Origin of the sequence: gamma proteobacterium SS-5 (genome assembly GCA_009497875.2) — a bacterium.
GTDB classification, from domain to species: domain Bacteria; phylum Pseudomonadota; class Gammaproteobacteria; order Chromatiales; family Chromatiaceae; genus Magnetovirga; species Magnetovirga frankeli.
Map to the genome: position 1 here is coordinate 2,384,567 of CP032508.2, position 26,792 is coordinate 2,411,358.

25 protein-coding genes are annotated in these 26,792 nt (G+C 62.9%); 13 read left to right on the forward strand and 12 right to left on the reverse strand.

The window, feature by feature from the left end; translation table 11 throughout:
• Position 1 precedes the first annotated feature (1 nt).
• Positions 2 to 349, reverse strand: a complete 348-nt coding sequence (locus D5125_16065; protein ID QFY90849.1) for an Hpt domain-containing protein — start codon at positions 347 to 349, stop codon at positions 2 to 4.
• A 65-nt stretch (positions 350 to 414) separates the two neighbouring features.
• On the opposite strand from D5125_16065, the gene cysM reads away from it, so the two are divergent.
• Genes cysM through D5125_16085 form a run of 4 tightly spaced genes read left to right on the forward strand, consistent with a single transcriptional unit; the run spans position 415 to position 3,591 of the window.
• The gene (gene cysM / locus D5125_16070; GenBank protein ID QFY90850.1) at positions 415 to 1,305 is read left to right on the forward strand and encodes a cysteine synthase CysM; all 891 of its coding nucleotides are present in this window, start codon (positions 415 to 417) and stop codon (positions 1,303 to 1,305) included.
• Complete coding sequence (gene rlmD, locus D5125_16075) at positions 1,305 to 2,642, forward strand: 23S rRNA (uracil(1939)-C(5))-methyltransferase RlmD (GenBank protein QFY90851.1); 1,338 nt, start codon at positions 1,305 to 1,307, stop codon at positions 2,640 to 2,642. The genes cysM and rlmD overlap by 1 nt, the downstream gene beginning before the upstream one ends.
• 2 nt (positions 2,643 to 2,644) lie before the next feature.
• Entirely contained in the window at positions 2,645 to 3,121 is a 477-nt protein-coding gene (locus D5125_16080) for a CYTH domain-containing protein (protein QFY90852.1), read from the forward strand.
• Positions 3,106 to 3,591 (forward strand): L,D-transpeptidase, encoded by a 486-nt coding sequence (locus D5125_16085; GenBank protein QFY90853.1) that lies wholly within the window; start codon positions 3,106 to 3,108, stop codon positions 3,589 to 3,591. The genes D5125_16080 and D5125_16085 overlap by 16 nt, the downstream gene beginning before the upstream one ends.
• Positions 3,592 to 3,624: 33 nt before the next feature.
• Here D5125_16085 and D5125_16090 read toward each other — a convergent pair whose 3' ends face one another.
• Positions 3,625 to 4,065, reverse strand: coding sequence for a flagellar basal body-associated FliL family protein (locus D5125_16090; GenBank protein QFY90854.1), 441 nt, complete (start codon positions 4,063 to 4,065; stop codon positions 3,625 to 3,627).
• Positions 4,066 to 4,183: 118 nt separating this feature from the next.
• Between D5125_16090 and nagZ the strand changes: the two genes are divergently transcribed.
• From nagZ to D5125_16110, 4 genes are all read left to right on the forward strand, one after another.
• Positions 4,184 to 5,233 (forward strand): beta-N-acetylhexosaminidase, encoded by a 1,050-nt coding sequence (gene nagZ / locus D5125_16095; protein QFY91204.1) that lies wholly within the window; start codon positions 4,184 to 4,186, stop codon positions 5,231 to 5,233.
• A 3-nt stretch (positions 5,234 to 5,236) separates the two neighbouring features.
• Complete coding sequence (locus D5125_16100; GenBank protein ID QFY90855.1) at positions 5,237 to 5,785, forward strand: hypoxanthine-guanine phosphoribosyltransferase; 549 nt, start codon at positions 5,237 to 5,239, stop codon at positions 5,783 to 5,785.
• A 130-nt stretch (positions 5,786 to 5,915) separates the two neighbouring features.
• A complete protein-coding gene (locus D5125_16105) occupies positions 5,916 to 6,524 on the forward strand; it encodes a peroxiredoxin C (GenBank protein QFY90856.1) in 609 nt (202 codons plus the stop codon).
• Positions 6,525 to 6,530: 6 nt separating this feature from the next.
• Entirely contained in the window at positions 6,531 to 7,256 is a 726-nt protein-coding gene (locus tag D5125_16110) for an S-methyl-5'-thioinosine phosphorylase (protein ID QFY90857.1), read from the forward strand.
• A 119-nt stretch (positions 7,257 to 7,375) separates the two neighbouring features.
• Here the strand turns inward: D5125_16110 and D5125_16115 are convergent, their stop codons facing one another.
• Positions 7,376 to 7,669, reverse strand: coding sequence for a hypothetical protein (locus tag D5125_16115; protein ID QFY90858.1), 294 nt, complete (start codon positions 7,667 to 7,669; stop codon positions 7,376 to 7,378).
• A 121-nt stretch (positions 7,670 to 7,790) separates the two neighbouring features.
• Between D5125_16115 and D5125_16120 the strand changes: the two genes are divergently transcribed.
• Positions 7,791 to 9,266, forward strand: a complete 1,476-nt coding sequence (locus tag D5125_16120) for a hypothetical protein (protein ID QFY90859.1) — start codon at positions 7,791 to 7,793, stop codon at positions 9,264 to 9,266.
• A gap of 491 nt (positions 9,267 to 9,757) precedes the next feature.
• Here D5125_16120 and D5125_16125 read toward each other — a convergent pair whose 3' ends face one another.
• The 7 genes from D5125_16125 to D5125_16150 all read right to left on the reverse strand — a co-directional run bounded on the left by D5125_16125 (position 9,758) and on the right by D5125_16150 (position 15,163).
• On the reverse strand, positions 9,758 to 10,885 hold the full coding sequence (locus D5125_16125) for an FAD-dependent oxidoreductase (protein QFY90860.1): 1,128 nt from the start codon (positions 10,883 to 10,885) through the stop codon (positions 9,758 to 9,760).
• 341 nt (positions 10,886 to 11,226) lie between these two features.
• Positions 11,227 to 11,478 (reverse strand): hypothetical protein, encoded by a 252-nt coding sequence (locus D5125_16130; GenBank protein ID QFY90861.1) that lies wholly within the window; start codon positions 11,476 to 11,478, stop codon positions 11,227 to 11,229.
• The gene (locus D5125_17210) at positions 11,456 to 11,818 is read right to left on the reverse strand and encodes a hypothetical protein (protein QPB72181.1); all 363 of its coding nucleotides are present in this window, start codon (positions 11,816 to 11,818) and stop codon (positions 11,456 to 11,458) included. Before D5125_17210 ends, D5125_16130 begins: the two co-directional genes overlap by 23 nt.
• A 56-nt stretch (positions 11,819 to 11,874) precedes the next feature.
• Positions 11,875 to 12,504, reverse strand: coding sequence for a hypothetical protein (locus tag D5125_16135; GenBank protein QFY90862.1), 630 nt, complete (start codon positions 12,502 to 12,504; stop codon positions 11,875 to 11,877).
• Positions 12,505 to 12,530: 26 nt separating this feature from the next.
• The gene (gene htpX, locus D5125_16140) at positions 12,531 to 13,409 is read right to left on the reverse strand and encodes a protease HtpX (protein QFY90863.1); all 879 of its coding nucleotides are present in this window, start codon (positions 13,407 to 13,409) and stop codon (positions 12,531 to 12,533) included.
• Between the two features lie 140 nt (positions 13,410 to 13,549).
• Positions 13,550 to 13,816, reverse strand: a complete 267-nt coding sequence (locus D5125_16145) for an amphi-Trp domain-containing protein (protein ID QFY90864.1) — start codon at positions 13,814 to 13,816, stop codon at positions 13,550 to 13,552.
• A 9-nt stretch (positions 13,817 to 13,825) separates the two neighbouring features.
• Complete coding sequence (locus D5125_16150) at positions 13,826 to 15,163, reverse strand: metallophosphoesterase (protein QFY90865.1); 1,338 nt, start codon at positions 15,161 to 15,163, stop codon at positions 13,826 to 13,828.
• Between the two features lie 398 nt (positions 15,164 to 15,561).
• Here D5125_16150 and D5125_16155 point away from each other — a divergent pair, with 398 nt between their 5' ends.
• The gene (locus D5125_16155) at positions 15,562 to 16,389 is read left to right on the forward strand and encodes a hypothetical protein (GenBank protein ID QFY90866.2); all 828 of its coding nucleotides are present in this window, start codon (positions 15,562 to 15,564) and stop codon (positions 16,387 to 16,389) included.
• A gap of 202 nt (positions 16,390 to 16,591) precedes the next feature.
• Here the strand turns inward: D5125_16155 and D5125_16160 are convergent, their stop codons facing one another.
• Both D5125_16160 and D5125_16165 read right to left on the reverse strand, forming a co-directional pair.
• Complete coding sequence (locus tag D5125_16160) at positions 16,592 to 17,623, reverse strand: tRNA pseudouridine(13) synthase TruD (protein QFY90867.2); 1,032 nt, start codon at positions 17,621 to 17,623, stop codon at positions 16,592 to 16,594.
• A gap of 41 nt (positions 17,624 to 17,664) precedes the next feature.
• Positions 17,665 to 18,351: a zinc metallopeptidase gene (locus D5125_16165; protein ID QFY90868.1), complete on the reverse strand. Its 687-nt coding sequence runs from the start codon at positions 18,349 to 18,351 to the stop codon at positions 17,665 to 17,667.
• A gap of 305 nt (positions 18,352 to 18,656) precedes the next feature.
• On the opposite strand from D5125_16165, the gene D5125_16170 reads away from it, so the two are divergent.
• The 3 genes from D5125_16170 (at position 18,657) to D5125_16180 (ending at position 26,637) form a co-directional block, all read left to right on the forward strand.
• A complete protein-coding gene (locus tag D5125_16170) occupies positions 18,657 to 20,480 on the forward strand; it encodes a hypothetical protein (protein ID QFY90869.1) in 1,824 nt (607 codons plus the stop codon).
• Positions 20,481 to 21,109: 629 nt separating this feature from the next.
• Positions 21,110 to 24,652, forward strand: coding sequence for a DUF4062 domain-containing protein (locus D5125_16175; GenBank protein ID QFY90870.1), 3,543 nt, complete (start codon positions 21,110 to 21,112; stop codon positions 24,650 to 24,652).
• Positions 24,653 to 24,849: 197 nt separating this feature from the next.
• Positions 24,850 to 26,637: a VWA domain-containing protein gene (locus tag D5125_16180; protein ID QFY90871.1), complete on the forward strand. Its 1,788-nt coding sequence runs from the start codon at positions 24,850 to 24,852 to the stop codon at positions 26,635 to 26,637.
• The last annotated feature ends 155 nt before the right edge of the window (positions 26,638 to 26,792 follow it).

Sequence of the window (26,792 nt, forward strand, 5' to 3'; positions counted from 1 at the left end):
GTCAAGTCTGCTCCAGCCGGATCCGCTCCAGCCTTTGGGTCTGTTGTGCCAGTTCGTGCAGCAGTGGGGTCATGACCTCGCCCTGGCGGGAGAGGGCGGCGGCCTCCAGGCGTCCGGCCAGCTCCTCCAGGGTCGGGGCGCAGCACAGGCGGCTGCTGCCCCTGAGTTTGTGCGCCAAGGCCAGCATGGCCTCCCAGTCATCCCCTTGCAGGTGCTGCTCCAGCTCCCGTTGCGCCAGGGCCAGCCCCTCCACCAACATATCGAACAGGCGCTTGGCAGCGGAGGCATCATTGGCCATGGCGCGGGCGGCGGCGGCGCGGTCCCAATCTTGCAATTCAGGCGGATTCATCCGGGCCGACTCCAGCTGGTATGATAAGGCTTTGGTTCACGGCGGATTGACCCCAGAGGCGGAAGATGCAATACCCTACCATTGAAGACTGTATTGGCAATACCCCCTTGGTGCGCTTGCAGCGTCTGCCCGGCACAACATCCAACACCCTGTTGCTCAAACTGGAGGGCAACAACCCGGCAGGCTCGGTCAAGGACCGGCCGGCCCTGAGCATGATAAAACGCGCCGAGGCGCGGGGTCAGATCAAGCCCGGCGATACCCTGATCGAGGCCACCAGCGGCAACACCGGCATCGCCCTGGCCATGGCCGCTGCCATCCGTGGCTATCGTCTGCTGCTGGTGATGCCCGAGCACATGAGCCTGGAGCGACGTCAGGTGATGAAAGCCTACGGTGCCGAGCTGATCCTGACCCCGGCCCAGGCCAGCATGGAGGGGGCCATAGACAAGGCGCGCAGCCTGGAGGCGGCAGGCGAGGGGCTGATCCTGGACCAGTTCAGCAACGAGGACAACCCCGAGGCCCATGTCGAAGGCACCGGCGTGGAGCTGTGGCGCGATACCCAGGGGCAGATCACCCATTTCGTCAGCGCCATGGGCACCACGGGCACCATCATGGGCGTCAGCCGTTATCTGAAACAGCGCAACCCGGCGATTCAAATCATCGGCGTACAGCCCCAGGAGGGCAGTTCCATCCCCGGCATCCGCCGTTGGCCAGTGGACTACCTGCCCAGGATCTACCACCCGGAGCAGGTGGACCGCATTATCGATGTTAGCCAGCAGGAGGCGGAGGAGACCACCCGCGCCCTGGCCGCGCAAGAGGGCATATTCTGCGGCATCTCCTCCGGCGGGGCCCTGGCGGCGGCGCTGAAACTCAGTGCCGAGGTGAGGGATGCGACCCTTGTCAGCATCGTTTGCGACCGGGGCGATCGCTACCTGTCCACCGGCGTGTTTCCCGCCTGATGGGCAGAAAAAACCGCAGACGCTACCCCGAGGGCGAGTTCGAGATCACCATCGAAAACCTCAGCCACGATGGCCGGGGCGTGGCCCACAGGGACGGCAAGACCCTGTTCATCCCCGGCACCCTGGTCGGCGAACGGGTGCGCTTTCGCTACAGCGCGCGGCATCGACGCTTTGACCTGGGCTGCCTGTTGGAGGTACTGGATGCCAGTCCGGACCGGGTCGAGCCGCGTTGTCCCCATGTAGCAATCTGCGGCGGCTGTAGCCTGCAACACCAATCCGTAGCGGCGCAGATTCGGGACAAGCAGCAGGTGCTGCTGGAGGCCTGCAAGCGCATCGGCAAGGTGGAGCCGGGGCAGGTTCTGCCGCCCCTGATCCCGGACCAACACTGGGGCTACCGCAAGAAGGCCCGGCTGGGGGTGAAATGGGTGGCGAAGAAGGGCAGGGTGCTGGTGGGCTTTCGGGAAAAGGGCAGCGGCCTGATTGCCGATATCCACTCCTGCGCCGTGCTGGATGCGCGCATCGGCCAGCGCCTGGATGCGCTCTCGGAACTGATCGGCGGCCTGTCGATACCCCATCGCATCGCCCAGATCGAGGTGGCCATAGGGGATGGCGAGCCGGTGCTGGTGTTGCGCAATCTGGAGCCCCTGACGGACTCGGACCAGCAGCGGCTCTGCGCCTTTGCCCAGCAACAGGGGCTACGCATGGGTATGCAACCGGCCGGGCCGGAGAGCATCCTGCCCCTGTGCGGCGCTGGTGACCTGGGCCTGGATTATTGCATCCCGCAGGCGGATGTGCGCATCCGCTTCCAGCCCTCTGATTTCACCCAGGTAAACAGCGACATCAACCGGCAGATGATCGCCCAGGCCCTGGCGCTGCTCGACCCCGGCGCGGAAGATCGGGTACTGGACCTGTTCTGCGGTCTGGGCAACTTCAGCCTGCCGCTGGCGCGCCGGGCTGGCCAGGTGGTCGGGGTCGAGGGCGATGCCGGCCTGGTGCAACGGGCACGGCAGAACGCGCAGGACAATGGCCTGGCGAACGTCGCCTTCTACAGCGCCGATCTCTACGCCCCCCTGGGGCAGGCCCCCTGGCTGGAGCAGCGCTTCAGCAAGGCCCTGCTCGATCCCCCGCGCAGCGGGGCAGCCGAGGTGCTGGAGCTGCTGCCCCGGCTGGGGGTGGAGCGGTTGGTCTATGTGTCCTGCTATCCCGCCACCTTGGCGCGGGACGCAGGTGTCTTGGTACATCAGTTGGGCTATCGTCTGGTGAGTGCCGGGGTGATGGATATGTTTCCCCATACCGCCCATGTCGAATCCATTGCCCTGTTTCAACGGGAGGGCTGATTTTGGCCATAGAAATCGAACGTAAATTCCGCGTCCAGGGGGATGGCTGGCGCAGTGACGTGATCTCCAGCAGCCCCATGCGTCAGGGCTATCTGAACAACGGCGGCAATACCTCGCTACGGGTACGCATCAGCGGTGATCGGGCCAATATCAACATCAAGAGCGGCGGTATCGGTATCCGTCGGCTGGAGTACGAGTACGAGATCCCCCTGCAGGATGGCCTGGAGATGCTGGCCGAACTGGCTCAGGGCGCGCTGGTGGAAAAGACCCGCCACAAGGTGCGCTGCGGCAACCATATCTGGGACCTGGACGTGTTCGAGGGGGCCAACGCCGGCCTGGTGGTGGCCGAGGTGGAGTTGGATGCCGAGGATGAGGTCTTCCACAAACCCGATTGGGCAGGGCAGGAGGTCTCCGACGATCCGCGCTATTACAACGTCAACCTGATTGAGAATCCCTACTGCAATTGGAAGACCGATTGATCCACATATCGATTCAAGAGCAGCGCCTGCGTCTGTTGCAGGGGGATCAGGCACTGCTGGACTGCGCCATCTCCACCGCCCGCAACGGCCCGGGGGAGGAAAACGGCAGCGGGTGCACTCCCCGTGGCTGGCATCGGATCCGCATCAAGATAGGCGAGGGCTGCCCGGCGGGCACGGTGTTTATCGGCCGACGCCCCACCGGCGAGGTCTATTCCAGCGACCTGGCCGCAGCCAATCCCCAGCGTGACTGGATCCTCACCCGCATTCTCTGGCTCAGTGGCATGGAGCCCGGACGCAACCGGGGTGGCATGCGGGACAGCCTGCGCCGCTTCATCTATATCCACGGCACCCCGGCGAGTGAACCCATGGGGCTGGCCCGCTCCCACGGCTGTATCCGTATGCGCGATGCCGACCTGTTGTACCTGTTTGAGCGGGTACGGGCCGGCGATCCGGTGCTGATCGAGGCCTGAGCCGCATCGGTCTGGGCGGCTCGTCCGGTCGGCTCAGTGTACGAAAAAGGTGGTGAAAAACAGGTCGCGCAGGGGCTGCTCTATGCGCGTCAGCTCTGTAAGCACTTGATTGCAGGCCTCCAGGGCCTTTTGCCGAAAGGCCTCCTTGCCCTTGGCGGTCTTCAGCACGGCACCATCCTCTTCGGACATGAGCATGATCAGCTCATTGCTCAACGCCGCCTGGTGCAGGCGTATATCCGACAGCTTTTCCTTGTCGTGAATCATCAACTGTACCTCGAAGCGGGAATGCCTGGCCCCCTTGTTCATGTTTACCACTATGGACGGCAGGGCCAGATAGGCCGGGGTGGGCAATGGCTTGGCCTCTTCTTCTTTCTCCTTTTCATCTGCCGCCCAGGCCGGCAGGGCCAGACTCAAGGCCAGGCCAAGCAAGAGCGCCAGGGCGGTCCTGGTCAGTGACTTTTCTAATGGTTTCATTATATATTTCTCCCTACCTTTTGATTATCCTGAAAACGGAACCTGACCGTCTTCAGCCGTAATTGAGTTTGCCTTGGCCAGTATTGGCCTGTTCAAAAACCATGAGAACCCTGCCACCATGAGCCACGGCCCCGTCATGTTTGATCTTACCGGTCTTTCGCTGACCGATGAAGAACGCCAAATGCTACAACATCCTGCCACCGGCGGGGTGATTCTGTTCAGCCGCAACTACGCATCCCCCGAGCAATTGATCGAACTGACCGGGCAGATCCATCAGGCGCGCCGGCCCAGGCTGCTGATCGCCGTCGATCAGGAAGGGGGTAGGGTACAGCGCTTTCAGGCGGGTTTCACCCGCCTGCCGCCTGCCGCCTATCTGGGTCAGGCGCATGATATCCATCCCCAGCAGGCACGTGACTGGGCCGAGCATCTGGGCTGGCTGATGGCGGCGGAACTGCGCGCCTGTGGGGTGGACTTCAGCTTTGCCCCGGTGCTCGATCTGGGCAAGCCGGAGAGCCGGGTGATTGCCGACCGTGGCCTGCACCTCAGGCCCGATGTGGTAAGCGACCTGGCCATGCACTGGATGCACGGCGTGCGCGAGGCGGGCATGGCCAATGTGGGCAAGCATTTTCCCGGCCACGGTAGCCTGGTGGAGGATTCCCACCTGGAACTGCCGGTGGATGGGCGCAGCCTGGAGGATCTGCTGATGGAGGACCTGATCCCCTTCGAGCGGGCCATCGCCAATAACCTGGAGGCGATCATGCCGGCCCATGTCATCTATCGCCGGGTAGATCCCCAACCGGCGGGCTTTTCCCGCTTCTGGCTACAGGATATCCTGCGTCAGCGGTTTGGTTTTCAGGGGGTGATCTTCAGCGATGACCTCAACATGGCCGCCGCTGCCGAGGCGGGTGATTACCGGCAACGGGCCAGGGTGGCAGTCGAAGCGGGTTGCGATATGGTGCTGATCTGCAATAATCGCCCGGCAGCCCTGCAAGTGTTGGACGAGATGCGCGATTACGCCAACCCCATCGCCCAGACCCGTATCCTGCGCATGCACGGACGCAAGGAGATAACCCTGAAAAAGCTGCACCTGGACCCACGCTGGCGCAAGGCGGTGCAGATCGCCGATGACGCCCTTTTGGCCAACGCCAATCCCCAACTGGATTTATAAGCCATGGTATTTAGCCCCAGTCAGGCCCGCGAGGCCCTCAGCACCGCCGATTGTCTGTTCACCCTGCAACAGGTGGAAGAGGCCCTGGACGCCATGGCCCAGCGTATCAGCGAAAAGATCAGCAAGTCAGACCCCCTGGTGCTGGCGGTGATGAACGGCGGCCTGATCCCCGCCGCGCGCCTGCTCAGCCGGTTTGATTTCCCCTTGCGCCAGGACTATGTCCACGTCACCCGTTACCGCGAGAACATTCGCGGACAGACCCTGACCTGGGTGCGCAAACCGGTGGCACCCATGCGCGGCCGCACGGTATTGATCATTGACGACATCCTCGACGAGGGCTTCACCCTTGATGCCCTGGTCAAGGCCTGCAAGGATCAGGGGGCCTCCTCGGTGCAGACGGCCTTGCTGTGCGAGAAGGTGCATGATCGCGGCTGTGACTTCCAGGGGGATTTCATCGCCCTGCAGGTGCCTGATCGCTACGTCTTCGGCTACGGCATGGACTACAGGGGCTATCTGCGCAACGCGCCGGGCATCTTCGCCATTGCCGACTGAAGACCTCTCCGGCCCGGCCCAGCTGCGGCAAACACAACAAGGAAGGCAAATCGGCGGTTGAACCCAAAGTGTCATTCGGCATAGGATTGCCGCTCAAAATTCACATCCAATCGATAACCGGAGATTATTCATGGGCGTACTGGTAGGTAGAGCAGCACCGGATTTCACCGCAGCCGCCGTGCTTGGCGATGGCCGCATCGTGGAAGACTTCAATCTGAGCAAGCACATCACCGGCAAATATGCCGTCATCTTCTTCTACCCGCTGGACTTCACCTTCGTCTGTCCCTCGGAACTGATCGCCTTTGATCACCGGCTGGAGGAGTTCGACAAGCGCAATACCGCCGTTATCGGCATCTCCATCGACTCCCAGTACGCCCACAATGCCTGGCGCAACACCCCGGTAAACGCCGGCGGGGTAGGGCCGCTGCGCTATCCCCTGGTGGCCGATGTCACCCACAACATCTGTCGCGCCTATGACGTGGAGACGCCCAACGGTGCCGTCGCCTTCCGTGGCTCCTTCCTCATCGACACCCAGGGCATAGTGCGCCACCAACTGGTCAACGACCTGCCCCTGGGGCGCAACGTGGATGAAATGCTGCGCATGGTGGACGCCCTGCAATTCACCGAAGAACACGGCGACGAGGTCTGCCCGGCCGGCTGGAGCAAGGGCGATAGCGGCATGAACGCTACCCTGGATGGCGTGGCCACCTACCTGGCCCAGCACGCCGATAAGCTCTGATCCGGGATGCTGGGTATCATCGGCGGCAGTGGCCTGGACCGGATGCCAGGCCTGAGTCTGCACCAGGAGATCCACTGCGACACCCCGTTTGGTGCCCCATCCGGGCCGCTGCTCAAGGGCGAGCGGGCAGGGCGCTCCTTGCTGTTTCTGCCCCGGCACGGTGCCGAGCACCGTATCCCGCCGCACAAAATCAACTACCGGGCCAACATCTGGGCCCTCAGCCAGCAGGGCGTAGATCGACTGGTGGGCATGGCCGCCGTGGGTGGCATCAACCGCGCCATGCCCCCCGGCAGCCTGGTCATCCCCGACCAGATCATCGATTACACCTACGGCCGAGAACAGACCTTTTTTGACGGCGAGTTCCAACCGGTCGAGCACCTGGAGTTTGCCCAGCCCTACTGCCCCAGGCTTCGCCAGCAACTGCTACAGGCGGCACGGCAAGCCGATCAAAATGTCATCAATGGCGGCTGTTACGCCGCCGTGCAAGGCCCGCGACTGGAGACCGCCGCCGAGATCAGTCGGCTGGCCCGGGATGGTGCCGACCTCGTGGGCATGACCGCCATGCCCGAGGCGGCCCTGGCCCGCGAACTGGGCCTGAGCTACGCCAATTGCGCCTTGGTGGCCAACTGGGCTGCGGGCCTGGAGGCCGAACCCATCAGCATGGCCCAGATCGAACGGCAACTGGCCGCCAGCATGGAGCAGGCCCTGCAACTGCTCATGCAGTTGGATTAGGATCATTCCAATAGTCGATGGGCTCCTGGGGCCAGCAGGCCCCATCCAAATTTTGCCTAAACTCAGGGATTCAACGACAATGGGCACTCGAACAGCTAGCGACATCCTCGGGGGGTAACCTAAATGGTCGATGAAAACACAACAAATGCAGACGCTTCCGATGCGGCGGATGAGGGGCAAGGGGCGCAGAATACAAGGAAAACCGCAGCAAAAAAGACGGCGGCAAAGAAAACCACAAGCAAAAAGGCCCCGGCCAAGAAGGCCGCCAGCAAAAAGACCAGCACAAAAAAGACCGCCAGCAAGGCTGCCAGCAGCAAGGCCAGCAGTAAAAAAACCGCCAGCAAAACCGCTGTCCAGGCCCAGGCCCAGAGTGAGCCCCAGTCCACAGCCGACAGCACCAGCGGCCCCAACACCGATCAGCCGGTGCCTCAGGCAAGGCCAGCGGACACAGAGGGTGATAGACTAGACCCAGCGGCATCCACCACAGATGCCCCAGCCAATAACAAACCAAACCAACCAGAGGGGAGTGACAGCATGACCAGTGAAAACAATAACCACGACAAAGGGTTCTGGATACAGATTACCCTCGGCATCGCGGTAGTGATCCTGATCTTCATGTACATAAGATCCATATCAGACAAACCCAACCTGGAGCCCAACAAGGCCCAGGCCGCGCCTGCCAGCATGCAGCAGCACCAGCCCAGCAAGGCCGCAGCCCAACCTATGCCACAGGTGGAAATGGCCCCGATCAGCAGTACAGACAGCACCCAGACCGAACAGCCGGCGGCCGGCGAGCCCGCTCAGGAGCAAGCCAGCAGCCTGCCTGAAGTGCCTGAAGTCCTCGAAGTGGTAGAAACAACCATTGAAGAGGCCAAGCAAGCAGCAAGCCAGGCCGCAGCGCAAATCCTCCCGGACAGTGTCACAGAAGAGGTCCCGCAGGTTTCAGCGGCCGCAAAGCCTGAATCAGCGCCTGAGTCAGCACCTGAGTCAGCCGCCACAGAAGAGACCAAATCCAGCCAGGCCGAGGCAGAGGTGGCAGAGGCAACAGAACAGGCCACAGCGGAACAGGCCAGTGCAGGGATCAGCGCAGAGGCAGAAACGGCAGCAGCCCAAGAGACGGCGACCGAGGCCGAGACAGCAACAGAGACAGCGGCGGAAACCGCCAGCGCAGAACAGAGCGAGGCCGAGGCTGACGCCGCCCAGGTTGCCGAAGGCCAGGCAATCGCGGAAGAACCCCTGCAGAAAAAGGCCGTTGACTGGCTGAGCAGGCTGGGTTTCAACAGCGAAAAACAGGCAGCCACGGATGAAACCGAGCAGTCAGCCGCAGAGCAAGACGGGCAGGGCAGCAGCGCCGATCAAGCAACCGAGCAACAGCCTGAACCCGCCAAGGCCGAAGCCGAGGCGCAGGTAGCCGTACCGGCAGAGGCCATTGATCTGCAACAGGCCGCCGAGCAGGCGGACAGCGCAACCCAAGCCGACGCCCAGGCCAAAGCACAGCCCGACAGCCAGATGGCCGCCACACCAGCCAGCAGCCCATACTACGCTCCCGTCATTCGGCAAATGCCAAGCAGCTCAGCCCCCCAGGCCAGCGAAGCGCCGGAATGGGCCCAGGAACGCATCCAACGGGTGGAACAACTGCGTAATGAATTGCGCAGCACCATGCAGGAAATGCGCAGTGAAGCCATGCAGCGCATGGCCGAAGAACGCCGCCAACGCAAGGAACAGATGCAGCAGGAAATGCCTGAATGGATGCGTGAGCACATGAGCCGTGCAGAACAACTGCGCGATCAACTGCGCAGTGAAATGACGGCCCTGCGGGAAGAAATGCACAAAAAACGCGGCGACAAGCCCGCCATGCCCACAGAAGAAATGGACGCCCCCCCGGCCTACTACCCACCGGCAGCCTACGCACCCTGGGGCGGCAGAGGCTACGCCCCGCACATGCCCCAAGGCAACTACGGCTACCCCGAACCCCAGTATCCCGCCTATCCCTACTACATGGGGCGCTAAGACCCGTGGGAGGGCGGCTTGCTGCGCGACATGGCAGTTGCCCGGCAGAGCCTGCCTCCCACCCCAGGCCCTGTGCTGGGTAATCAGGAACCCTTGTGCAAGACCAATCGAAACCGGGCCAAGGCCCGGTTTTTTTCGCCCGACGCTCAGCCAATCAGCCAATCGGGTAGGTCGGCCTATGGCAGGGCGGTAGGAAGGCAGCTTGCTGCGCGACGTGCCAGGGCTGCTTGCAACGCGATCAAAGCCAAGAATGCAGGAACAGGTTCCGACCAGACCGATTATCATCCGCAAGGACGACTCCTGAGACACCCCCACCTGAATACGGATGATTTAACATAATATACATTATGCGAACCTAGAGATAGGCCTTGAAGCCCCCAAACCCGCACCCTGTCTGCCTTGAGGCCGATGACCTGGAAGCGGCCTTTCAGAGCGATCTGGGCAGATTGCCCAGAGTGCTTTAGTCGTCCTTGAGGATCCACGTCGGTTTCTCAGCGAAACTGACGCAGATACCACCACTCAAAGCCGCGCTTGAGCCAGTGAAAGACCGGGTTGGCCGGTAGCACCAGGTTATGCTTGGTGGTGCGCGCCACCAGCATGCCCTTGTCGTGGCTATCGACAATGCACAAAAGCTCGATCTTGAAGCCCTGGCTGGGTTCGCGTCCGGCCAGCTCGGCGAGCATATTGTCCGCCGCCGCCTTGGCCTGCAGGTCGGCCATGTGCGCCTGCTTGGGCATCCAGTCAGGGCCGGGAAAGCTGCCGGAGTCCCCTGCCACATAGACCCGCGACCAGCCCGATACGCGGCACTGGGCATCGGCCTGCAAGAGACCGCCCGGAGAGCGCGGCAGCTGGGTATTGTCGAACCACGCATTGCCGGTCATACCGGGCATGAAAAGGATCAGATCGGCCGGAAAGGTCTCCCCCTCGGTAATCACGGCATGGTTAGTGAACTGCTTGAGCTTGTGACCCAGGTGGGTCTGGATACCGCGTTTGGCCATCTCCCTGAGCAGGCCGTTGACCGCCTTGGGGCCGAGTCGGTTGCCAGGCTTGGGCGCGGGGCTGAAGAAGTGAATGTTGAAGCGCTCGCGCCGACCCTGCTGGCGCAGCATACTGTCGGTGCCGAACAGGAACTCAAACATGGGTCCGCCGCGCATGGCCGCAGGCTCGTTGGGGTTACCGGCAAAGCCCATGGCGATATGGCCGCCATCCATCTGCGCCAGACGATCACGGATCTGCTCAGCTGCGGCTATGCCCTCACAGGGGGTAATGGCGTGCTCAATGCCGGGCAGTTTCTTGATAAAACGACCGCCGCTGGCGATCAGCAGGGCATCATTTTCCACCTCGCCCTGGTCAGTGAGCAGCAGGCGACCGCCCTGCTCCAGGCCGATGGCGCTGGCCTGATGGTAGTTGATCCGGTGCTTGCCAAGGAAATGGCGCAGATCGATGCGCAGATCCTCAGCCTTGCGCTTGCCGCTGGGGATCCAGATGATCCCCGGCAGATAGACAAACTCCGGTTTGGGCGCGATCAGGCTGATCTCGACCGATGGGTCGGTCCGGCGCAGCCGGGCAGCGGCGGTAAGGGCGGCAAAGCCGGCACCAACAATACTGATTCGATTCATGCTTGGGTTCCTTGGCTGAGAAGATCGGGGTTCAGGATTTGGGGTTGGTGGGCGGGCAGCCTGCTGCGTGACCTGCCAGAGAGCCCGTGGCCGCCGCACCCGCGCCAGGGGAAGCCTCATGGCAGTGGCTTGGCGGTGGGCACGGCCCGCCCTTGTATGCGCGTTCGCTGCCAGGAGTTTCACAGTAAAATAAAAGTCTGCTCGTAACGACCTGCCCACTTTCATCTCTCATAGCCCATGAGGATTAGCCCATCTGGCGCAGCAAGTTACCTGGGCACGATCACCGATGAGGATCGGCTGGAGCTTTACAAGCTGATGGCGGTGCGGGTTGAGGTGGAGGGTTAGGCGGCTTTGCTCTGATTCGGTCGCAGCAACACGTCCGGATTGTATCCTTTCAGGCCAAATTCAGCCGGATCAAGCCCAAACAACTCGGCCTGTTCTAGGGCAACGGTCAGCACGTCATAGTAAGCAGCTTTAAGTCCAACGTTAAACTCTCCGCTCTCATCCTGTGCCTGTTCGGCTGCACGCCTGGAAGCCAGCAAAACCTCTTCAAGTACGGCCAATGCTGCATCATTCTTTGTCAATTCGCTCATTTATGACCCCCTCAATGATGTTTATTTGTTCTTTCTGCCGACGAATATCATTTGGCCATTTCTTAAATTGATGATAGCGCACGTTTGCTGTTTCTGCGTCCGTTGGAAACTTAATATACGGATTTGCAATCCACTCCTCATGTTTTGCGATGGTTCGCTTGAGCGTCCTGATTGACTTTTCAAGCGTGACTGTTTTCAGTTTTCGCTGTTTCTCCAGCCAACCACGATGCGGTCCTCCCGCGTCCAGTGCCGTTTCATACGCCGACTTTTGCATCTGACCGATTGTAGCATTGACCACATTCCGCCCCAACCGATACGGCTCCGGCCGGTACGGGTTCACCAAATCCTCGGTCTTCGCCCCCTGTCGAGTCCCCTCGGTTACGGGCAGCGTGCCGCTCAGGGCCTGAATGGATCGGGCCAGGCATTGTTTTGCTCTTGGCCCGCTGGCGGGCTGGAACCCGTGCCGGAGTAGATCACCTCGGCCAGGCAGTTGATGGAGAACACCTCGTCCGGGTGGAGCAGGTTGAAGCGGGCCTGGGTTGGCCGGTCCTGAAAGAACTTGTCCAGGCTCTCCCGGCCGAGCAGGGAGAGCACTACCCCACCCTCGCGCAACTCCGCCGACAACTGGGTCTTGGGTAGGGCCACAGGTGTGATATCGCCCGCCTCATCGCTCACCAGCAGCACGGCGTTCCAGCGTGTCTGTTGCAGTAATTCATCCAGGCCGCCGTCCTGCTGCAGGGCCCCTGCCCCCTTGGCCAAATAGATGCCGAAGACAAAACCGGGCCGGTCCGCCGGCAGCATCACCTCCCAGGCATATTCCAGCTGATCTTCGGGGCTTTCCTTGCGATACCAGCGCCACTCGTCCAGGTCCAGGATGGGGAACAGGAACTCGGCCCGGTCGGCATAGACCGTCACCTCGCACAGGGGCGGGTGCTCCAAATCCAGCGCCTCCTCTGCCCCCAGACCCGGCGCGATCAGGACAAGCAACAGCAGGATCAGTGGAGCAGAAGGGTTCAGTGCAGACACAAAGGGCTGTTTCCTCTTAAGTGGGTTTATCCGGCCTGCTGCAGGGCGCGGATACGCTCATCCAGCGGCGGGTGGCTCATAAACAGCCGTTTCCAGCCCTGGGAACGGTTACCCGAGATACCAAAGGCGGCCATTTCATCGGGCAGGGCCTGGGGCTCGTGGGCCGCCTGCAGGCGCTGCAGGGCGGCGATCATCTTCTGCCGACCGGCCAGCTCCGCGCCGCCGATATCGGCACGGAACTCGCGCCGCCGGGAGAACCACATGACGATGACACTGGCCAGCACGGCCAGCACCAGTTCGGCAACAATAGTGGCGACAAAATAGCCAATACCGTGGCCGTTTTCGTTTTTCAACACCACCCGATCGACGAAGTGACCGAACAGGCGGGCGAGGAAGACCACAAAGGTATTCACCACGCCCTGGATCAGGGTCAGGGTCACCATATCACCATTGGCGACGTGACTCACCTCATGGCCGAGCACGGCCTCCACCTCATCCCGATTCATGCCACGCAGCAGGCCGGTGCTCACCGCCACCAGGGCGGCATTGCGGTTCCAACCCGTGGCGAAGGCGTTGGGGTCGGGGGAGTCGAAAATCCCCACCTCGGGCATCTGGATACCGGCCCGCTGCGCCTGCTGGCGCACGGTCTCCAGCAGCCAGTGCTCCTCGGCGCTGGCGGGGTGCTCGATCAGCCGCACCCCCATGCTGCGCTTGGCCATCCATTTGGATAAGAACAAGGAGATGAAGGCACCGCCAAAGCCGATCACCGCCGACATCACCAGCAGGGCCTGCATGTCCATGCCGCCGCTCTGCTCCAGCAGGCCATCTATGCCGAGCAGGCGGAAGGTCAGACTGATCAGAACCAGAATGGCCGCGTTGGTGGCCAGAAAGAGAAGGATGCGCATCTTTGGGTTTCTCCGATTGGAATCCAAGGGTTCGACGGCCGCAGCGGAAGGTCCGCTAAGGCCGTCCGGGAATATTTTGCAAGCCTAAGATCATGGCAAGGCGGCGGAGGTTCAATGCCGACCGACCGCTTTTATCGGCCTCATTTGATCTTCAGGTTTTTCTTGGTCTTTGCCTGGTCCTCAACCTGCCAGCTGATGCGCAGGTTGAGGCGCTGACGGCCTTCCTCCTTGCTGGCGGTCAGTTTCAGGTTGAGCAGGCCATTGGGGTCGAGATGGATCTCGCCCTCCTCGTCGGAAAAGCTCAGGCGATTCTTCTCCAGCCCCCGGCCCAGGGCCTGCAGGATGGCCTGGATGCCCTCGGCATCGTGCAGGGATTCGTGCCGAAAGCTGCGTTTTTCATGTTGCATGACAAGTACCTAGGTCTGTGGCAAATGGGGTTGGAACAGCTTGGCAAGCGGATAGTCGTTGCTGATGCCAAGCACAAAGCCCTGTGGGTCGATCAGGGTGGCGGCGGCACCTGGACCTTGCAGGCCCTCATGTCGGCGCGAGTGGCAGTCCAGGGTGGTATCGCACTCGAAATGGGGCAGGCCTTGACGCAACATCAGGCGCTGGCCATTCAGGCGATTGCGGTGGCCATGCACCACGGCGCTGATGCCCAGCCGGTGCAGGCGCTTCACCCCATGGGCGGTGAGCGGCATGTCGGTATTGCGGTATTTGGTGCGCAGTGCGTTGGCCAGGGGGCCATAGTAAAACTCAAAGGGGTCGTTGACCACCTGCTCGCTGAACTGATGGTTGATGTAGTCCAGGCCGCTGCGTTCGATCAGGCCGGCCAGGCGATCATCCACCCCGGCATGGACGAACAGAAAAGACCCCTCCCGATGGGCCAGTTGCATGGCCTGATAGAACCAGTGGTAGGCCCCGCCCTCGCGCAGAAAAAGCTGCCGACACCGGTGCGCTGCGGCATACACCTGGCGCATGCCCAGCCCTTGCTGCTGGCAGGCCTGCTCGAAACGCTGTAGTTTCTTCTCCATGCGGTCCAATTCCTTATGTACCGTCGCCTCCGGCATCACCCACTGGGCCAGGCCGGGAAAATCGCGAAACCACTTGTCGCTGGGATAGAGGCGACGACGGCACTCGGCGTGACTGGGCACGCCCTTCAAGGCCCCCTTGTGCTGCAGAAAGGTATCGCTGACCTCTTTCAGGAAGGGTACTATCTTTGGCCCCATGCGCAGGAAGAAGTGCTCGGTGCGCCGGTCGCGGGGACGGTCCAGTATGCCTATACCCATCAGCAGACGCAGGTCATGGTTGCCCGCCAACAGGATCAGCTCGGGGCTCTGGGCGCGCAGTTGCTGCAATACATCCAGCAGGCGCAGCAGGCTTGGCCCCTTGTCGAGAAAATCCCCGCCCAGAATCAGCAGTGACGCCCTACCCCGCCGGGTCAGCCTGAACGCCTGAGTGCCCGCTCCGGTCTTCTTCGCCACCCCGGCGGCGACCAGTGAGTTGACCAGGGCATCGGCATCGGCATGGGGGTCGCCAAAGAAGTACACCGGCCGCTTGGGCCAGGCCCAGGGGGCCTGTCTCAGGGCCTTCTCCAGGCCATGACCCAGGGATTTATGGTCCGAGCGGTCCTTGCCCACGGCACCCCGCCCGGCCTCAAGCCAGTCGATGGTCTGATCGGGCAAGTGCAGCTCCGACGGCAGCCAACGCCGACCCGGATAGTTCAACAGCTTGCCCGGATGTGTCTTTTTATTCATCTTGCTGACCTGAGGATCATGGGGCCCGCCAGCTGCCACGAGGTTTCACGGGAAGAATGCCGCCCAGGCCAGTGTCACGCCCAGGGGTTTGCCTGAATATCTTGAAAAAACATCAACTCCTGCTAGTATTGCCGGACTCGGCGGCAAACAGCACCGTCAAATCCAAATCGGGAAACCAGGCAACGGCATCCGGGCCAGGTTTCGACCTAGCCTCGCAAGCAATCCCGAGGTCCTTCACCCCTCCTTGGACCCAGGGCCATGCCGTTGCCAGAAATTCGTATCATGGCACGCATTGTGCTTTTTTGATCCAATCAACCCAAAATCCAGGATGGCGAGCCCTGTCCGTGCATCCCGGAGCGGATGATGGGCGCTTCTACCCTATTTAGCTAGGCAGTATTATGACTAAATATTCTTTGCTTTTTGTGCTTGTCCTCGGCCTTACCGGACTCAACATCCACTACTTCGGCCTGAAGGACGGCAACACAGCTAAGCCCCCCCTACCGAACCCGATAGCCCAACTCCCCGACCCGCCGAGACTGGCCCGACAGGATGCCCCGGCCACCCTCAACAACCGCACCGCGCCAGACCTTGAGCAGACCACAGAGGATGCGTTTGAACTGCGCACCTGGAAGGAAACCGAATACGATAACTACCGGATTGTAAAAGCAAAACCGATAAAGCCAGAGACCCCGGACAGCCCCCGACAAAAACGCCCGGAGCGCGCCACGGCGAGTGCGCCAAAGGGCGATTTTATCGTCACCAACGGCATCAAGTACGTCAAGATCCCCTTTAATGGCAAGCATATCTATGTCTCCAGCGATTATTACATGGTGGACGGCAAGCGTACCCCGTTGACCCTGAAACAGGCACAGAGAATTGCCCGTAAGCATGGCGCTGTCCTGCCCACCAAGGAGATGGTGGACGCCATCTGGCGCCATGCCGACCTGAAACTGAAGCCCCAACCCCTCAAGCCCGGCCCGCTGATGACCCAGCCGGTGTATTTCAACAAGCACGACCGTATGATCGAACAACAGATCAACAACCGCTCCTACCGCCTGGTTGCCGGTCACAAGAAGGATATCATCCGCCCCCAGCGTCAAGGCCGCGTCACCATCTACGGCTGGCACCGCCCCAACGGCCAACCCATCCAACCGCCATCCAACGTGCACCACGACGAATACACCGACTATTCCAACTGCCTGAGGCTGGTCAAGCTGCATTCCTGAGGCCTCCAGGCCCGACAATTCATTGACATCCAGCCCTTGGCAACGGCTGCCGGGTTGGAGTGCATAGGGCGGCCCCTGGCCGCCGAGCGCTGGCTCGGAGGTGCTATGAGATAGGGGTGGCCATGCCCAGCGGCAACCCCGAACCCCGGAGCAGCCGAGAGATGTTTCATGTTCCGGAGTGATGCCGCCCGCTCCATGTCCGTTAGGCAGATGCAGGCTGCAGCAGCTCGCGCAGCAGGGCCGTGGCGTAGGCCCCTGGGGGCAGCTCGAAGCCCAGCTGCAGATCCTTCTCCGACCATTCACTGACCAGGTCCTTCACCACGCAGACCAGGGCACGGCGGTCGCTTGCCATGCGCTGGCGCTGTAGGCCCTGGGTCCACAGGCCCTGCCCCGCCAGCACCTCGGCCTCCAACTGCGCTGCCTGCAACCTGGGCCTGGGCTCTCCGCCGCCGTAGAGTGGCCCGGTGGGACACAGCTCGCCCCTGGCGCAGCGCTGGATCAGGCCCTCATCCGGCTCGGAGATGGGGAAGCAATGGCCGGATTCGGCCACCTCCAGCAGATCACCAGCCAGGGGCCGATTCCAACTGCCCTGCTCCAGCCGTCGCGCCAGCACCTGGTTGAACAGATAGGCGCGCACCGCCGACAGATAAAACCCCTGCTCCTTGCGTTGTGGTCGGGTCTCGCCACTGAACCAGCGCCGGGCGGCGCTGAGGTTGCCGTTGTCTATGCCAAAGCGCTGTTCGCCAAAGTAGTTGGGAAAGCCCTGCTGGCCGATCTGCTGCACAATCCGCTCGGCCAGCGCCCGATCCCCGCTGAAATCCCGCAGGCGGAGCAGAAAGCGGTTGGCCCGATGATCCCCCCGCCGCAGCCTGTGCGGATGACGGCATTGCGTGAGGATGCGCAGCTCAGTGGGATCGAGGGCAGAGACATCCAGCTCCCTGCCCTGTGCCAACGGCAGGCAGAACCACTGGCGGGTGATGGCATGACGGTCCTTGAGCCCGGCATAGCTCACCTGCCCCCGCGCCACCCCGGCCAGTTGCGCCAGCCGGGCGGCCACCCAGTCGGTATTGGCACCTCGCTTCTCCACCCAGAGCCAGACAAACTGACCCTGCCCCTCGGGCGCAAAGCCGAGTTGCTCCTCGACAATGAAATCCTCGGCACAGGTCTTCACCAGCGCCTTACCGGCAGGCCCGGCAAAGGCCCGCGGCCAGTTGGGCAGAGTGTCGTTTGGCACTAGGGTCATCCTGTATCAAAAAAGCCAGAAAGGCCGGGCGATCATCTTCTCAGCAACCGCATCCAATACCAGAAATTGAGCAGATTGGCCGCGGCCGCCGCCACATAGGACAGGGCGCAGGCGCGCAGAATGCTGCGCACCGCAGGTTCCTGCTGCGGGCTGATGTAGTTGCCCTGCAGCAACATCGGCAGCGCCCGCTGAAAGCTGGCGTTCAGCTCCACCGGCAAGGTCAGCAGGTGCACGGCGAGATTGGCCGTCATCACCAGCAAGGCACCGAGGGCGGTGAGCAACCCCACCACCGGCGCGCGCGATAGCACCGCCAGCAGCGGCGCGATGAACAGCATAAAGGAGCCCAGCTGTTGCGCCAGCAAGGCCAGAGTCACCAGCCGCTGCCTGAGCCGGAACGGGGTATAGCCCGCCGCATCCTGCAGCGCATGGCCCACCTCATGGGCCGCAGTGGCTATGGCGGTCAGCGTTCGGCCGGAGAGATTGTCGGCACTCAGGCGCACCGCCTTGCTCGCGGGATCATAGTGATCTCCCCGATCCGTCACCTCCACCGCCACCTGATCCAGCTGAAACCGCCCGAGCAAATGCCGCGCCAGCTCGCCGCCACTGCCGGGAAAATTAGGCTCAGGCCGCTGGTTATAGCGATTCAACACCCAGCGCACCCAAAGCTGCGGCCCCAGAATCAGCAGGCCAAGCAGCCCAAGCAGGACAAGCCAAAGCATTATTCAGGTCCCAAATACACTAACGGACATGGAGCGAGCAGCACCACCCCGGAACATGAAACATCTCCTGGCCGCTTCGGGACTCGGGGTTCGGGACTCGACAGCCCCGTAGCCCGGATGCAGCGAAGCGGAATCCGGGGTTGCCGCTGGGCAGGGCTACCCCGTTGCACCTCCGAGCCAGCGCTCGGAGCTCCCAGGAAGAGTGGCAAACCCCAGTGTTGTTTCACAGTAATTATGTGGCCAACTGCTCTGCACGGCCAGTTTTGCTGGGCGAAGGCTGCGGCGATCCAAGGTAGAATTCGCCGATGAAAAAATCCAGCCTGATCAGCCAAGCCAATCAACTGCTCGATAGCGGTCAGTATTTTCTGGCCCTGGACCTGCTGCTGCCAGCGCTGGATAGCTGGCCGAAGGATCGCCTGCTGCAACAACTGGCGGCCAAGGGCCTGATTCGGGTCGGGGCTGAGCGCCGTGCCGAGCAGTTGCTGGGGCCGCTGGCCGGGCAAAATCCCAGCGATGAGGAGAGCATCGGCCTGCTGGCGCGCATCTACAAGAATCGCTGGCTGCAGACCGGCGATCCTGCCGATGCCCGGCGTGCCCGTGATGCCTATTTGCGCGGTCAGGCCAGCGGCGGCTATTACACCCTGATCAATGCCGCCACCCTGTCGCGCATCCTCGGCGAGCATGTGCTGGCGGAGAGTCTGGCGCAACAGGTGGTGGCCCTCTGCCGTCAGGCGCAGGAGGCCAATCCTTACTGGGCGCTGGCCTCTCTGGGTGAGGCGTTGTTGCTGCTCGATCAGCCCGAAGCGGCCCTGGCGGCCTATGGCGAGGCCATCGCCCATGCCGGTCGGCGCTATTCCCTGCGCGTGTCTTCGCTGCAACAGCTGCAGTTGATGGCGAACCATGGCATCGAGGTGCCCGCTGAGCTGTTTGACTGGCTCAAACCGCCGACCCTGCTGATCTTTACCGGTCACATGATCGATGCCCCGGAGCGGCAGCCGCCGCGATTTCCCGCCGCGCTGGAGCCTGCAGTCAGCGCGGCGATGGACGCCGAGCTTGAGCGCCTGGATGCGCGCATCGGCTTTGGCTCGGCCGCCTGCGGTGCCGACATCCTGTTTGCCGAGCGCCTGCTGGCCCGGGGTGGCGAGCTCAATCTGGTGCTGCCGTTCAATCTCGATGAGTTCATCCGCACCAGTGTCGCCTTCGCCGGTGATCACTGGGTGGAGCGTCTGCAGCGGCTGCTGCCCCAGGCCAATCTGCGCTATGCCACCCGCGAGCTGTATCTGCAGGATGACCTGCTGTTTGCCTATACCAATCGGATCATCTCCGGCTACGCCCTGCTGCGCGCCGAACTGCTCGCCACCCAGCCCAGCCTGCTCGCCCTGGTGGATGGGGCGAGCAGGAGCAAAACCGGCGGCGCCCTGAGCTTTGTCAGCAGCTGGCCCTTTGCCGAGCGCCTGCATCGGATCGACCTGGCGACTCTGCGCGCCAGCACCCCACTGCCGGCCATCTCGACAATTCCGACCCAGGTGCCAGAGACCCCAGCCGCCCAGCCAGAAAGACAGGGTTACAGCCGCCAGATCAAGGCCCTGCTGTTTGCCGATTTCGTCGGCTTCAGCAAGCTGCGCGATGAACAGGCGCCGGTCTTCGTCAACCAACTGCTCGCCGAGGTCAGCCAGCGCCTGCGGCCGGTGACCCCAGCCGATGCCTTTCTCAACACCTGGGGCGATGCCATCTTCGCGGTGATGGACAATGCCTGCCAGATTGCCACCTACGCCCTGACCCTGAGCGATGCGGTGCGGGAGGAGTCCGACAACTGTACCGAGCTGGATACGCCCATCGGCATCCGCATTGCCCTCAACGCCGGCCCGGTTTTCGAGATGCAGGACCAGATCACCGGCAAGCAAAATTTTTATGGTTTTCACGTCAACCGCACCGCCCGCCTGGAGCCCATCACCGAGGGCGGCCGGGTGTTCGCCACCGAGCAATTTGCCGCCCTGCTGATTGCCGAGCAGGCCGAACAGGGCCAGAGCGAGTTCCACTGCGAATACCTCGGCGCCCTCTCCTTCGCCAAGGCCTTCGGCAGCGAGCCGGTCTATGCCATCCGGCGTAAGTCCGAGCAGCAGCGATGAAGGCGGATAGACTACAACGATCATGGGGCGAGGCGGCCACCCCGGAACATGAAACATCTTCTAATCAATGGGACGCAGAGGACGCAAAGAAGCGCAAAGGACGCAGAGAAGAATGAGGAAGAAGTAGCCTGGATGCAGCGAAGCGATGTCCTGAGCGGCGTCCTGAGCCTGCCGAAGGGCCAGTCGAAGGGCGGAATCCGGGGTTGCTGCTGGGCAGGGCCACGGCTACCCTTTGCCCCTCCGAGCATCAGATCGGAATTTCCGGGGCTCGGAGCTCCCAGATTGACAGGCGGCCATGTTGTTTCACAGTAAAAGCAGGACGCAGAGGGCGCAAAGGAGCGCAAAGAACGCGGAGTAGAGAAAAGTTCTCCTGATTACCTACGAAGCTCAGCCGGTCGGCTAGGTCGGCCCGTGACCGGGTGGTGGAAGGGCAGCTTGCTGCACGGCCAACCAAGATCATGGCTGAGATACATGGGTAATCAGCAAAGTTCTAGACGGAAAAGCGCAGTGATATTCCTCCCTCGTAATAGCGGAACTCGACAGCAATCATCGACCCACAAAAATAAACTCTGCGTCCTTTGCGCTTCTTTGCGTCCTCTGCGTCCTGAATTTTCGATCATGAATATCCCATGACCCCCACTAACAAACAGGCAAACCCGCGTATCCTGCGGCTGTTTATCTCCTCCACCTTTCGCGACATGGCCGCCGAGCGGGAGGAGCTGATCAAGCAGGTGTTTCCCGAGCTGCAGCGGCGCCTGAGCGACCGCCAGGTGCAGCTGTTGCCCATCGATCTGCGTTGGGGCATTACTGCCGAAGAGGCCCAGCGCGGCGATGTGCTGCGGCTCTGTCTGGAGCAGATCGACCGCTGCCGGCCCTTTTTCATCGGCCTGCTCGGCGAGCGCTACGGCTGGGTGCCTGAGATCGGCCCGGGGCAGATCGACGAGGCCGCCCTGCAGCGGGATTTCGGCCTGAGCCAGGTCGCCGGCAAGAGTGCCACCGAGCTGGAGATGGAATACGCCGCCCTGGGCCAGCCCTTGGTGGAAGAGACCGCCCTGTTCTACTTCCGCAGTGCCGCCGCCTCCGCCCAGGTCGAACAGGCCCTGGCGGCGGAACCGTGCTATTGCCCGGAACCACCCGAGCACCAAGCCAAGCTGGCGCAGCTGAAGCAGCGCATCCAGCAACGGGGCTATGCCCTGCGCCAGGACTACGCGGATGCCCAGAGCCTGGGGCAGATGATCCTCGCCGATCTCTGGCGGCTGTGCGACCAGCGCTTTCCCGAGCAGCAGACCCTAAGCCCCGCGCAGCGCCAGGAGCTGGCGCACCAGGCCTTTGCCGAACAGCGCCTCACCAGCCATGTGCCACGGCCCGAGCTGCTGCAGCGGCTGGACGGTTTTCTCGCCGGTGACCAGCCGATCCTGCTGCTGAGCGGTGCCAGCGGCAGCGGCAAATCTGCCCTGCTGGCACACTGGGCCCAGCAAGTCCAGTGGCCGCAAGCCGCCAGTAACCCCCGGCAGCTGTTCCACTATGTCGGTGCCACGCCGGAGAGCAGCCAACCCCTGGCGCTGATGCAGCGGCTCATCGGCTTCATCCACGAGCGTTTTCTGAGCGAGGAAGAGCGGCAGAACCAGCCCGTGCCGGAGACCGCCGAGGCGATTCGCCAAGGTCTGAGCCAGTGGCTGGCGCGGGTGGAGGGGCGCGGCCAGCTGCTCTGGGTGATCGACGGCATCGAACGGCTGCAGGCGGAGGCGGATCAGCTGCCTCTGGATTGGCTGCCCGCGCAACTACCACCCAGTGTCCAGCTGCTGCTTTCCACCAGCAGCGCCGATCTGGAGCCCCTGCAAGACAGGCCGGACCTGCAGCGTCTTGAGCTTGGTCCGCTCGAACCAGCGGAGATGACGCAGCTGATTCAGCGCCACCTGGCCAGCTTCGGCAAGAAGCTGGATGCGGCCCAGACCGAACGCATCCTCCAGCACCCACCGGCACGCAACCCCTTGTTTCTGCGCATCCTGCTGGATGAGCTGCGCCTGTTCGGAACCTTTGAATTGCTTAACCGCAAAATGGCCGACTACCTGGCCTGCCAGAGCCACGACTGCCTCTATGACCAACTGCTGCAGCGGCTGGAGCAGGACTATGCCCAGCCACGTCCCGAATTGGTAGCGGACCTGATGCGCGCCCTCTGGGCCGCACGTCAGGGCCTGAGCGAGCTGGAATTGCTCGAACTGCTGGGCGAGGCCGGCGAACCCCTGGCCTACAGCCACTGGGCACCCCTGGCCAGCGCCCTCAGCGGTTCCTTGGTCAATCGCGCCGGCCTGCTGGATTTTGCCCAGGATGCCCTGCGTCAAGCGGTGCAGCAGCGCTATCTGGCCGATGCCGCCGACCAAGGCCAGGATCAGGATCAGAACCAGACCCAGGACCAGCGCCAGGCCCATGCCCGGCTGGCGGCCTATTTTGCCCGCCAGAAGCACAGCCAGCGCCAGCTGGAAGAACTCAGCTGGCAACTCTGGCAAGGGGGCGATTGGCTTGGGCTTGCACAACTGCTCGCCCAACCCAGGGCCCTGGCTGCGCTGTGGCGGCGCAATCCCCTGGAAGTCAAGGCCTGCTGGGCGCAGATCGAGGCCCACAGCGACCAGCGCCTGCTGCCCAGCTACCAGCCCTTGCTGGCGGATGTGGAGCGCTGCGGCCCGGCCAAGGCCGAGCTGGCGCAACTGCTGCTGGAGTCCGGTTACGCCCAGGAGGCCGCGCCCCTGCTGCAGGCCCTGGTGGCGGAGTATCGCCAGACCAATGATTGGCGCAATCTCGCCCGCGCCCTGGGCAATCAGGCCAATCTGCTCGCCAGCCAGGGCGATCTGGACGGGGCACTGGCGCAGTATCAGGAGCTGGAACAGCTGGCCCGACAGCAGCAGGACCTGGATAGCCTGCAGCGTGCCCTGGGCAACCGGGCGCACCTGCTCGAACAGCAGGCGCAACTGAGCCAGGCCATGGTGCTGTACCAGGAGAAGGAACAACTCTGCCGCCAGCTGCAGCAGCGCGACGGCCTGCAGCTGGCCCTGGGCAATCAGGCGGCGATCCTGCAACAGCAGGGACGCCTGACCGAGGCAATGGCCCTGTATCAGCAACAGGAGCAGCTCTGCCGTCAGTTGCAGTATCCCGATGCCCTGCAGCTGGCCCTGGCCCATCAGGCGGGCATCTGTTTCCAGCAGGCCCAATTCGATCAAGCCAAAACCCGCTATGCCGAGGCCGAGGCCATCGCCCGGCGCCTGGGTAACCGCGATGCCCTGCAAAACATTCTCGGCCAGCAGGCCCTGTTGGCGCTTGCCGCCGGTGAGCAAGGCCAGGCCGCCGCCCTGCTGGCCAGCGCCCGCGAGCTGTGTGAAGAAATCCACAGTCTGGATGGCCTGCAGCGGGTGCTCGGCGGCGAGGCCAACCTCGCCATCCAGCAAGGTGATTTGGCCAAAGCCAAGGCCCTGGTGCTGCAACAGATTGGCCTCTGCCGACAACTGCAGCACAGCCTCAGCCTGGCCGATGCCCTCTCCAGCTTCGCCCTGATCTGCCGCCAGATGGCCGAGCCTGCGCAGGCAGCGGCGGCGCTGCGAGAAGCCCTGGAGATCCGCCGCCGTCAGGCCGATCCGCAGTCCCTCTACAGCGCCCTGAGCAATCTGGCGGCGGTGGAGATCGACCTGGGCGAATTTGCAGTGGCCGCAGGCCATCTGCAGGAGGCCGAGCCCCTGCTGCGCCAACAGCAACAACCGGCCGAGCTGCAAAAACTCCTTGCCAGCCGAGGCCAGCTCTGCCGCCGCCTGGGCGACCCGCGCCAGGCACTCAGGCTGCTCAGGGAGCAAGAACGCCTGTGCCACCAGCTGGGCGAGGAAACCGCCCTGCTGCATTGCCAGCAACAGCAGGCCCAGTGCCTGCTGGCGCTGGGGCATGGCTGGCGTGCCCGTTGGAAGCTCCAGCGCAGCCAGGCCCTGGCGCGCCGGCTGGGTGAGCCCCAGGGGATGCTGCTGGCCATCGCCAATCACGCCATCCTGCTGGTCAACAGCAAACGCCCCAGCCAATGGCGGCGCGCCCGGCCCCTGCTGCGCGAGGCCCTGGGCCTGGCGCAAGGACTCGGCCTCAAGGCCTCAGAACAGCACCTGCAGCGGGTGCTGGATTTTCTGCAGGAGCGGCGGTGATGGTTCTGGGCCAAAGGGGGACGCAGAGATCGCAAAGTAGCGCAGAGGGCGCAGAGTTGAAAAAAGATTCGCGAGGAAAGAGAAAATCCAAACTCCGCGTTTCTCGACTTGGGCATCCTGCTTTGTTCTACCTCCTGCATATATGCAGCCCCCTTGCCCGGATGGAGTGCAACGGAATCCGGGGTTGCCTCTGGGCAATGCTTCCCCGGATTCCGCCCTTCGACAGGCTCAGGACAGCGCTTCGCTTCATCCGGGTTACAACCTTTCCCCTCCGCGCCAGCGGCTTCATCCTGTGCCTGTGCCTCGGCTGGCTGCCGGCGGCAAGGGCGGCGCAGCCGGGTGATGTGCTGATCCTGTTCGATCAATCCCAATCCATGACCGCCTACAACGCCAAGGCGGTGGCCGAGCACCTGCTGTTCACCCTGATCAACACCTTCGGCCTGAGCAACCCCATCCTGCTGGCGGGCTTCGATGAGCGGGTGATCGAGCATCTGCATCTGCAGGTGGGTGAACAGCCCGAGCGCAGCGCCCTGCGCCAACTCATCGAGCAGATCCCCCTGCGCGGCAAGGTCACCGACTTTGAACCGGCCCTGCGCTACCTGGCCGATTACCCGCGCCCCCTCGCCCTGGCGCTGATGGTCAGCGACGGCAAGGAGGACATCTGGGACCGCAAGCTGCGCTACCTCAACCCGGAGATCCTCGCCGATGACCGCTACGCCGAACTAAACGCCGAATACGCCCGCCTCAAGACCAGCGGTCTGAGTGATTTTCGCCTGCACGATCGGCTCAACCCCGCCTATGAGGCGCGCAACCGTGAGCTGATCCAACAGGCCCTGGCGCGGCTGGCGCAACAGGGCGGCGAGCGCCTGACCTTCGTCGATCTGGGCGAAGCGGCCAGCCTGCTGCCCCAGTTGGCCAAGCAGGCCCAGGCCAGCAGTCTGAGCATTGCGGCGCTGGATCAGGCATCGGAGCCAGCGCAGATGCAGGAGAATATTCGCCAGGCCCTGCTGCGCCTGCAGCAACGCGCCAGCGAAATCCTGCAACAGGGCCTGCCGGAGGACCACGCCAGCCGGGTGGACCTGCTGGAGGAAGCGGCGCCAGTGCTGGAACCATTGCCGGAACCCGAGCCCTTGCCAGAACCCGAACCTGAACCCAAGCCCGAACCTCCGCCAGAACCAGAGCCTGAGCCAGAACCAGAGCCGCTGCCTGAACCGGAGCCGGAACCAGAGCCTTCGCCAGCCCCTGAGCCAATGAAGCCGCCGCCCTTGGTGCTGGAGCCCGCCCCAGCGCCCGAGCCCCTGCGCCTAATCGACCTGCTGCAGCGCAACCTGCTCGGCCTGCCGCCAACGCAATTCTGGCCCCTGGCCCTGCTGCTGCTCTTGAGCCTGGCACTGGCCCAGCGCATCCAGCGCCGCCGCGTCTGGGAGCGGAAGCAACCCCGCTTCAGCCTGCTCGACGAACCCCTCTATCTGGACTCGGTGCGCCAACAGATGGGCCTGCTCGCCAGCAGCTCCCTGGAAAGCGCCAAGCACTACATCGAGCGGGAAATCCGCATCGCCACGGCCTCAGGCGACAGGCTCAAACTCAAGCTGCTGGAGCTGGAGAAGTTCAAATACCGCTTCGATCGCCGCATCGAACTGCGCGTACCCGTACCGCCGGGGCAAATGGATATTTTCTATCTCGATGCCACTAGCCAGCCAGGCAGCCAGGAGGCCAGCAGCGCGCCGGTGCTGGACATCTCCCTGCACGCCCTGCGCTTTGCCCAGCCGGGATTTAGCGGCGGTCAGATGCAACAGATTCGGCTAAACCCCAGCCATGAGGTGTTTTTGCTCCGGCGGTGCAGAATCCGCAAGCGGGATGAGGGCCAGTTCGTCGTCCTGCTGGACGAGTTCAGCGATGAAATCAGCAGCCGCATGCGCTGGGTCGAACTGCTCACCCGTATAGAGCAGAATCAAGAAAGCCACCAGCAGCCAAGTCAGGCTTAGAAACCCGCCTGGCCCGGTAAAGCCAGAAAACCGGATCGCAAAGAACACGAAGGAAACGCAAAGCCGGAGAGATTGGCCTTTACCTGCACCTGACAGCACATAGGGCGGCCCGTGGCCGCCGCACCCTCGCAAAGTGCAACCCCATTGCAAGCGGC

Excerpts from the sequence above, each read along its gene's own strand:
- D5125_16155 (QFY90866.2), top strand. The coding sequence starts at position 15,562 with ATGACTAAATATTCTTTGCTTTTTGTGCTTGTCCTCGGCCTTACCGGA.
- nagZ (QFY91204.1), top strand. The coding sequence starts at position 4,184 with ATGAGCCACGGCCCCGTCATGTTTGATCTTACCGGTCTTTCGCTGACC.
- D5125_16175 (QFY90870.1), top strand. The coding sequence starts at position 21,110 with ATGACCCCCACTAACAAACAGGCAAACCCGCGTATCCTGCGGCTGTTT.
- D5125_16090 (QFY90854.1), bottom strand. The coding sequence starts at position 4,065 with ATGAAACCATTAGAAAAGTCACTGACCAGGACCGCCCTGGCGCTCTTG.
- D5125_16100 (QFY90855.1), top strand. The coding sequence starts at position 5,237 with ATGGTATTTAGCCCCAGTCAGGCCCGCGAGGCCCTCAGCACCGCCGAT.
- D5125_16180 (QFY90871.1), top strand. The coding sequence starts at position 24,850 with ATGCTTCCCCGGATTCCGCCCTTCGACAGGCTCAGGACAGCGCTTCGC.
- D5125_16065 (QFY90849.1), bottom strand. The coding sequence starts at position 349 with ATGAATCCGCCTGAATTGCAAGATTGGGACCGCGCCGCCGCCGCCCGC.
- cysM (QFY90850.1), top strand. The coding sequence starts at position 415 with ATGCAATACCCTACCATTGAAGACTGTATTGGCAATACCCCCTTGGTG.
- D5125_16145 (QFY90864.1), bottom strand. The coding sequence starts at position 13,816 with ATGCAACATGAAAAACGCAGCTTTCGGCACGAATCCCTGCACGATGCC.
- D5125_16170 (QFY90869.1), top strand. The coding sequence starts at position 18,657 with ATGAAAAAATCCAGCCTGATCAGCCAAGCCAATCAACTGCTCGATAGC.
- D5125_16130 (QFY90861.1), bottom strand. The coding sequence starts at position 11,478 with ATGAGCGAATTGACAAAGAATGATGCAGCATTGGCCGTACTTGAAGAG.
- D5125_16110 (QFY90857.1), top strand. The coding sequence starts at position 6,531 with ATGCTGGGTATCATCGGCGGCAGTGGCCTGGACCGGATGCCAGGCCTG.
- D5125_16105 (QFY90856.1), top strand. The coding sequence starts at position 5,916 with ATGGGCGTACTGGTAGGTAGAGCAGCACCGGATTTCACCGCAGCCGCC.
- rlmD (QFY90851.1), top strand. The coding sequence starts at position 1,305 with ATGGGCAGAAAAAACCGCAGACGCTACCCCGAGGGCGAGTTCGAGATC.
- D5125_16125 (QFY90860.1), bottom strand. The coding sequence starts at position 10,885 with ATGAATCGAATCAGTATTGTTGGTGCCGGCTTTGCCGCCCTTACCGCC.
- htpX (QFY90863.1), bottom strand. The coding sequence starts at position 13,409 with ATGCGCATCCTTCTCTTTCTGGCCACCAACGCGGCCATTCTGGTTCTG.
- D5125_16165 (QFY90868.1), bottom strand. The coding sequence starts at position 18,351 with ATGCTTTGGCTTGTCCTGCTTGGGCTGCTTGGCCTGCTGATTCTGGGG.
- D5125_16120 (QFY90859.1), top strand. The coding sequence starts at position 7,791 with ATGACCAGTGAAAACAATAACCACGACAAAGGGTTCTGGATACAGATT.
- D5125_16150 (QFY90865.1), bottom strand. The coding sequence starts at position 15,163 with ATGAATAAAAAGACACATCCGGGCAAGCTGTTGAACTATCCGGGTCGG.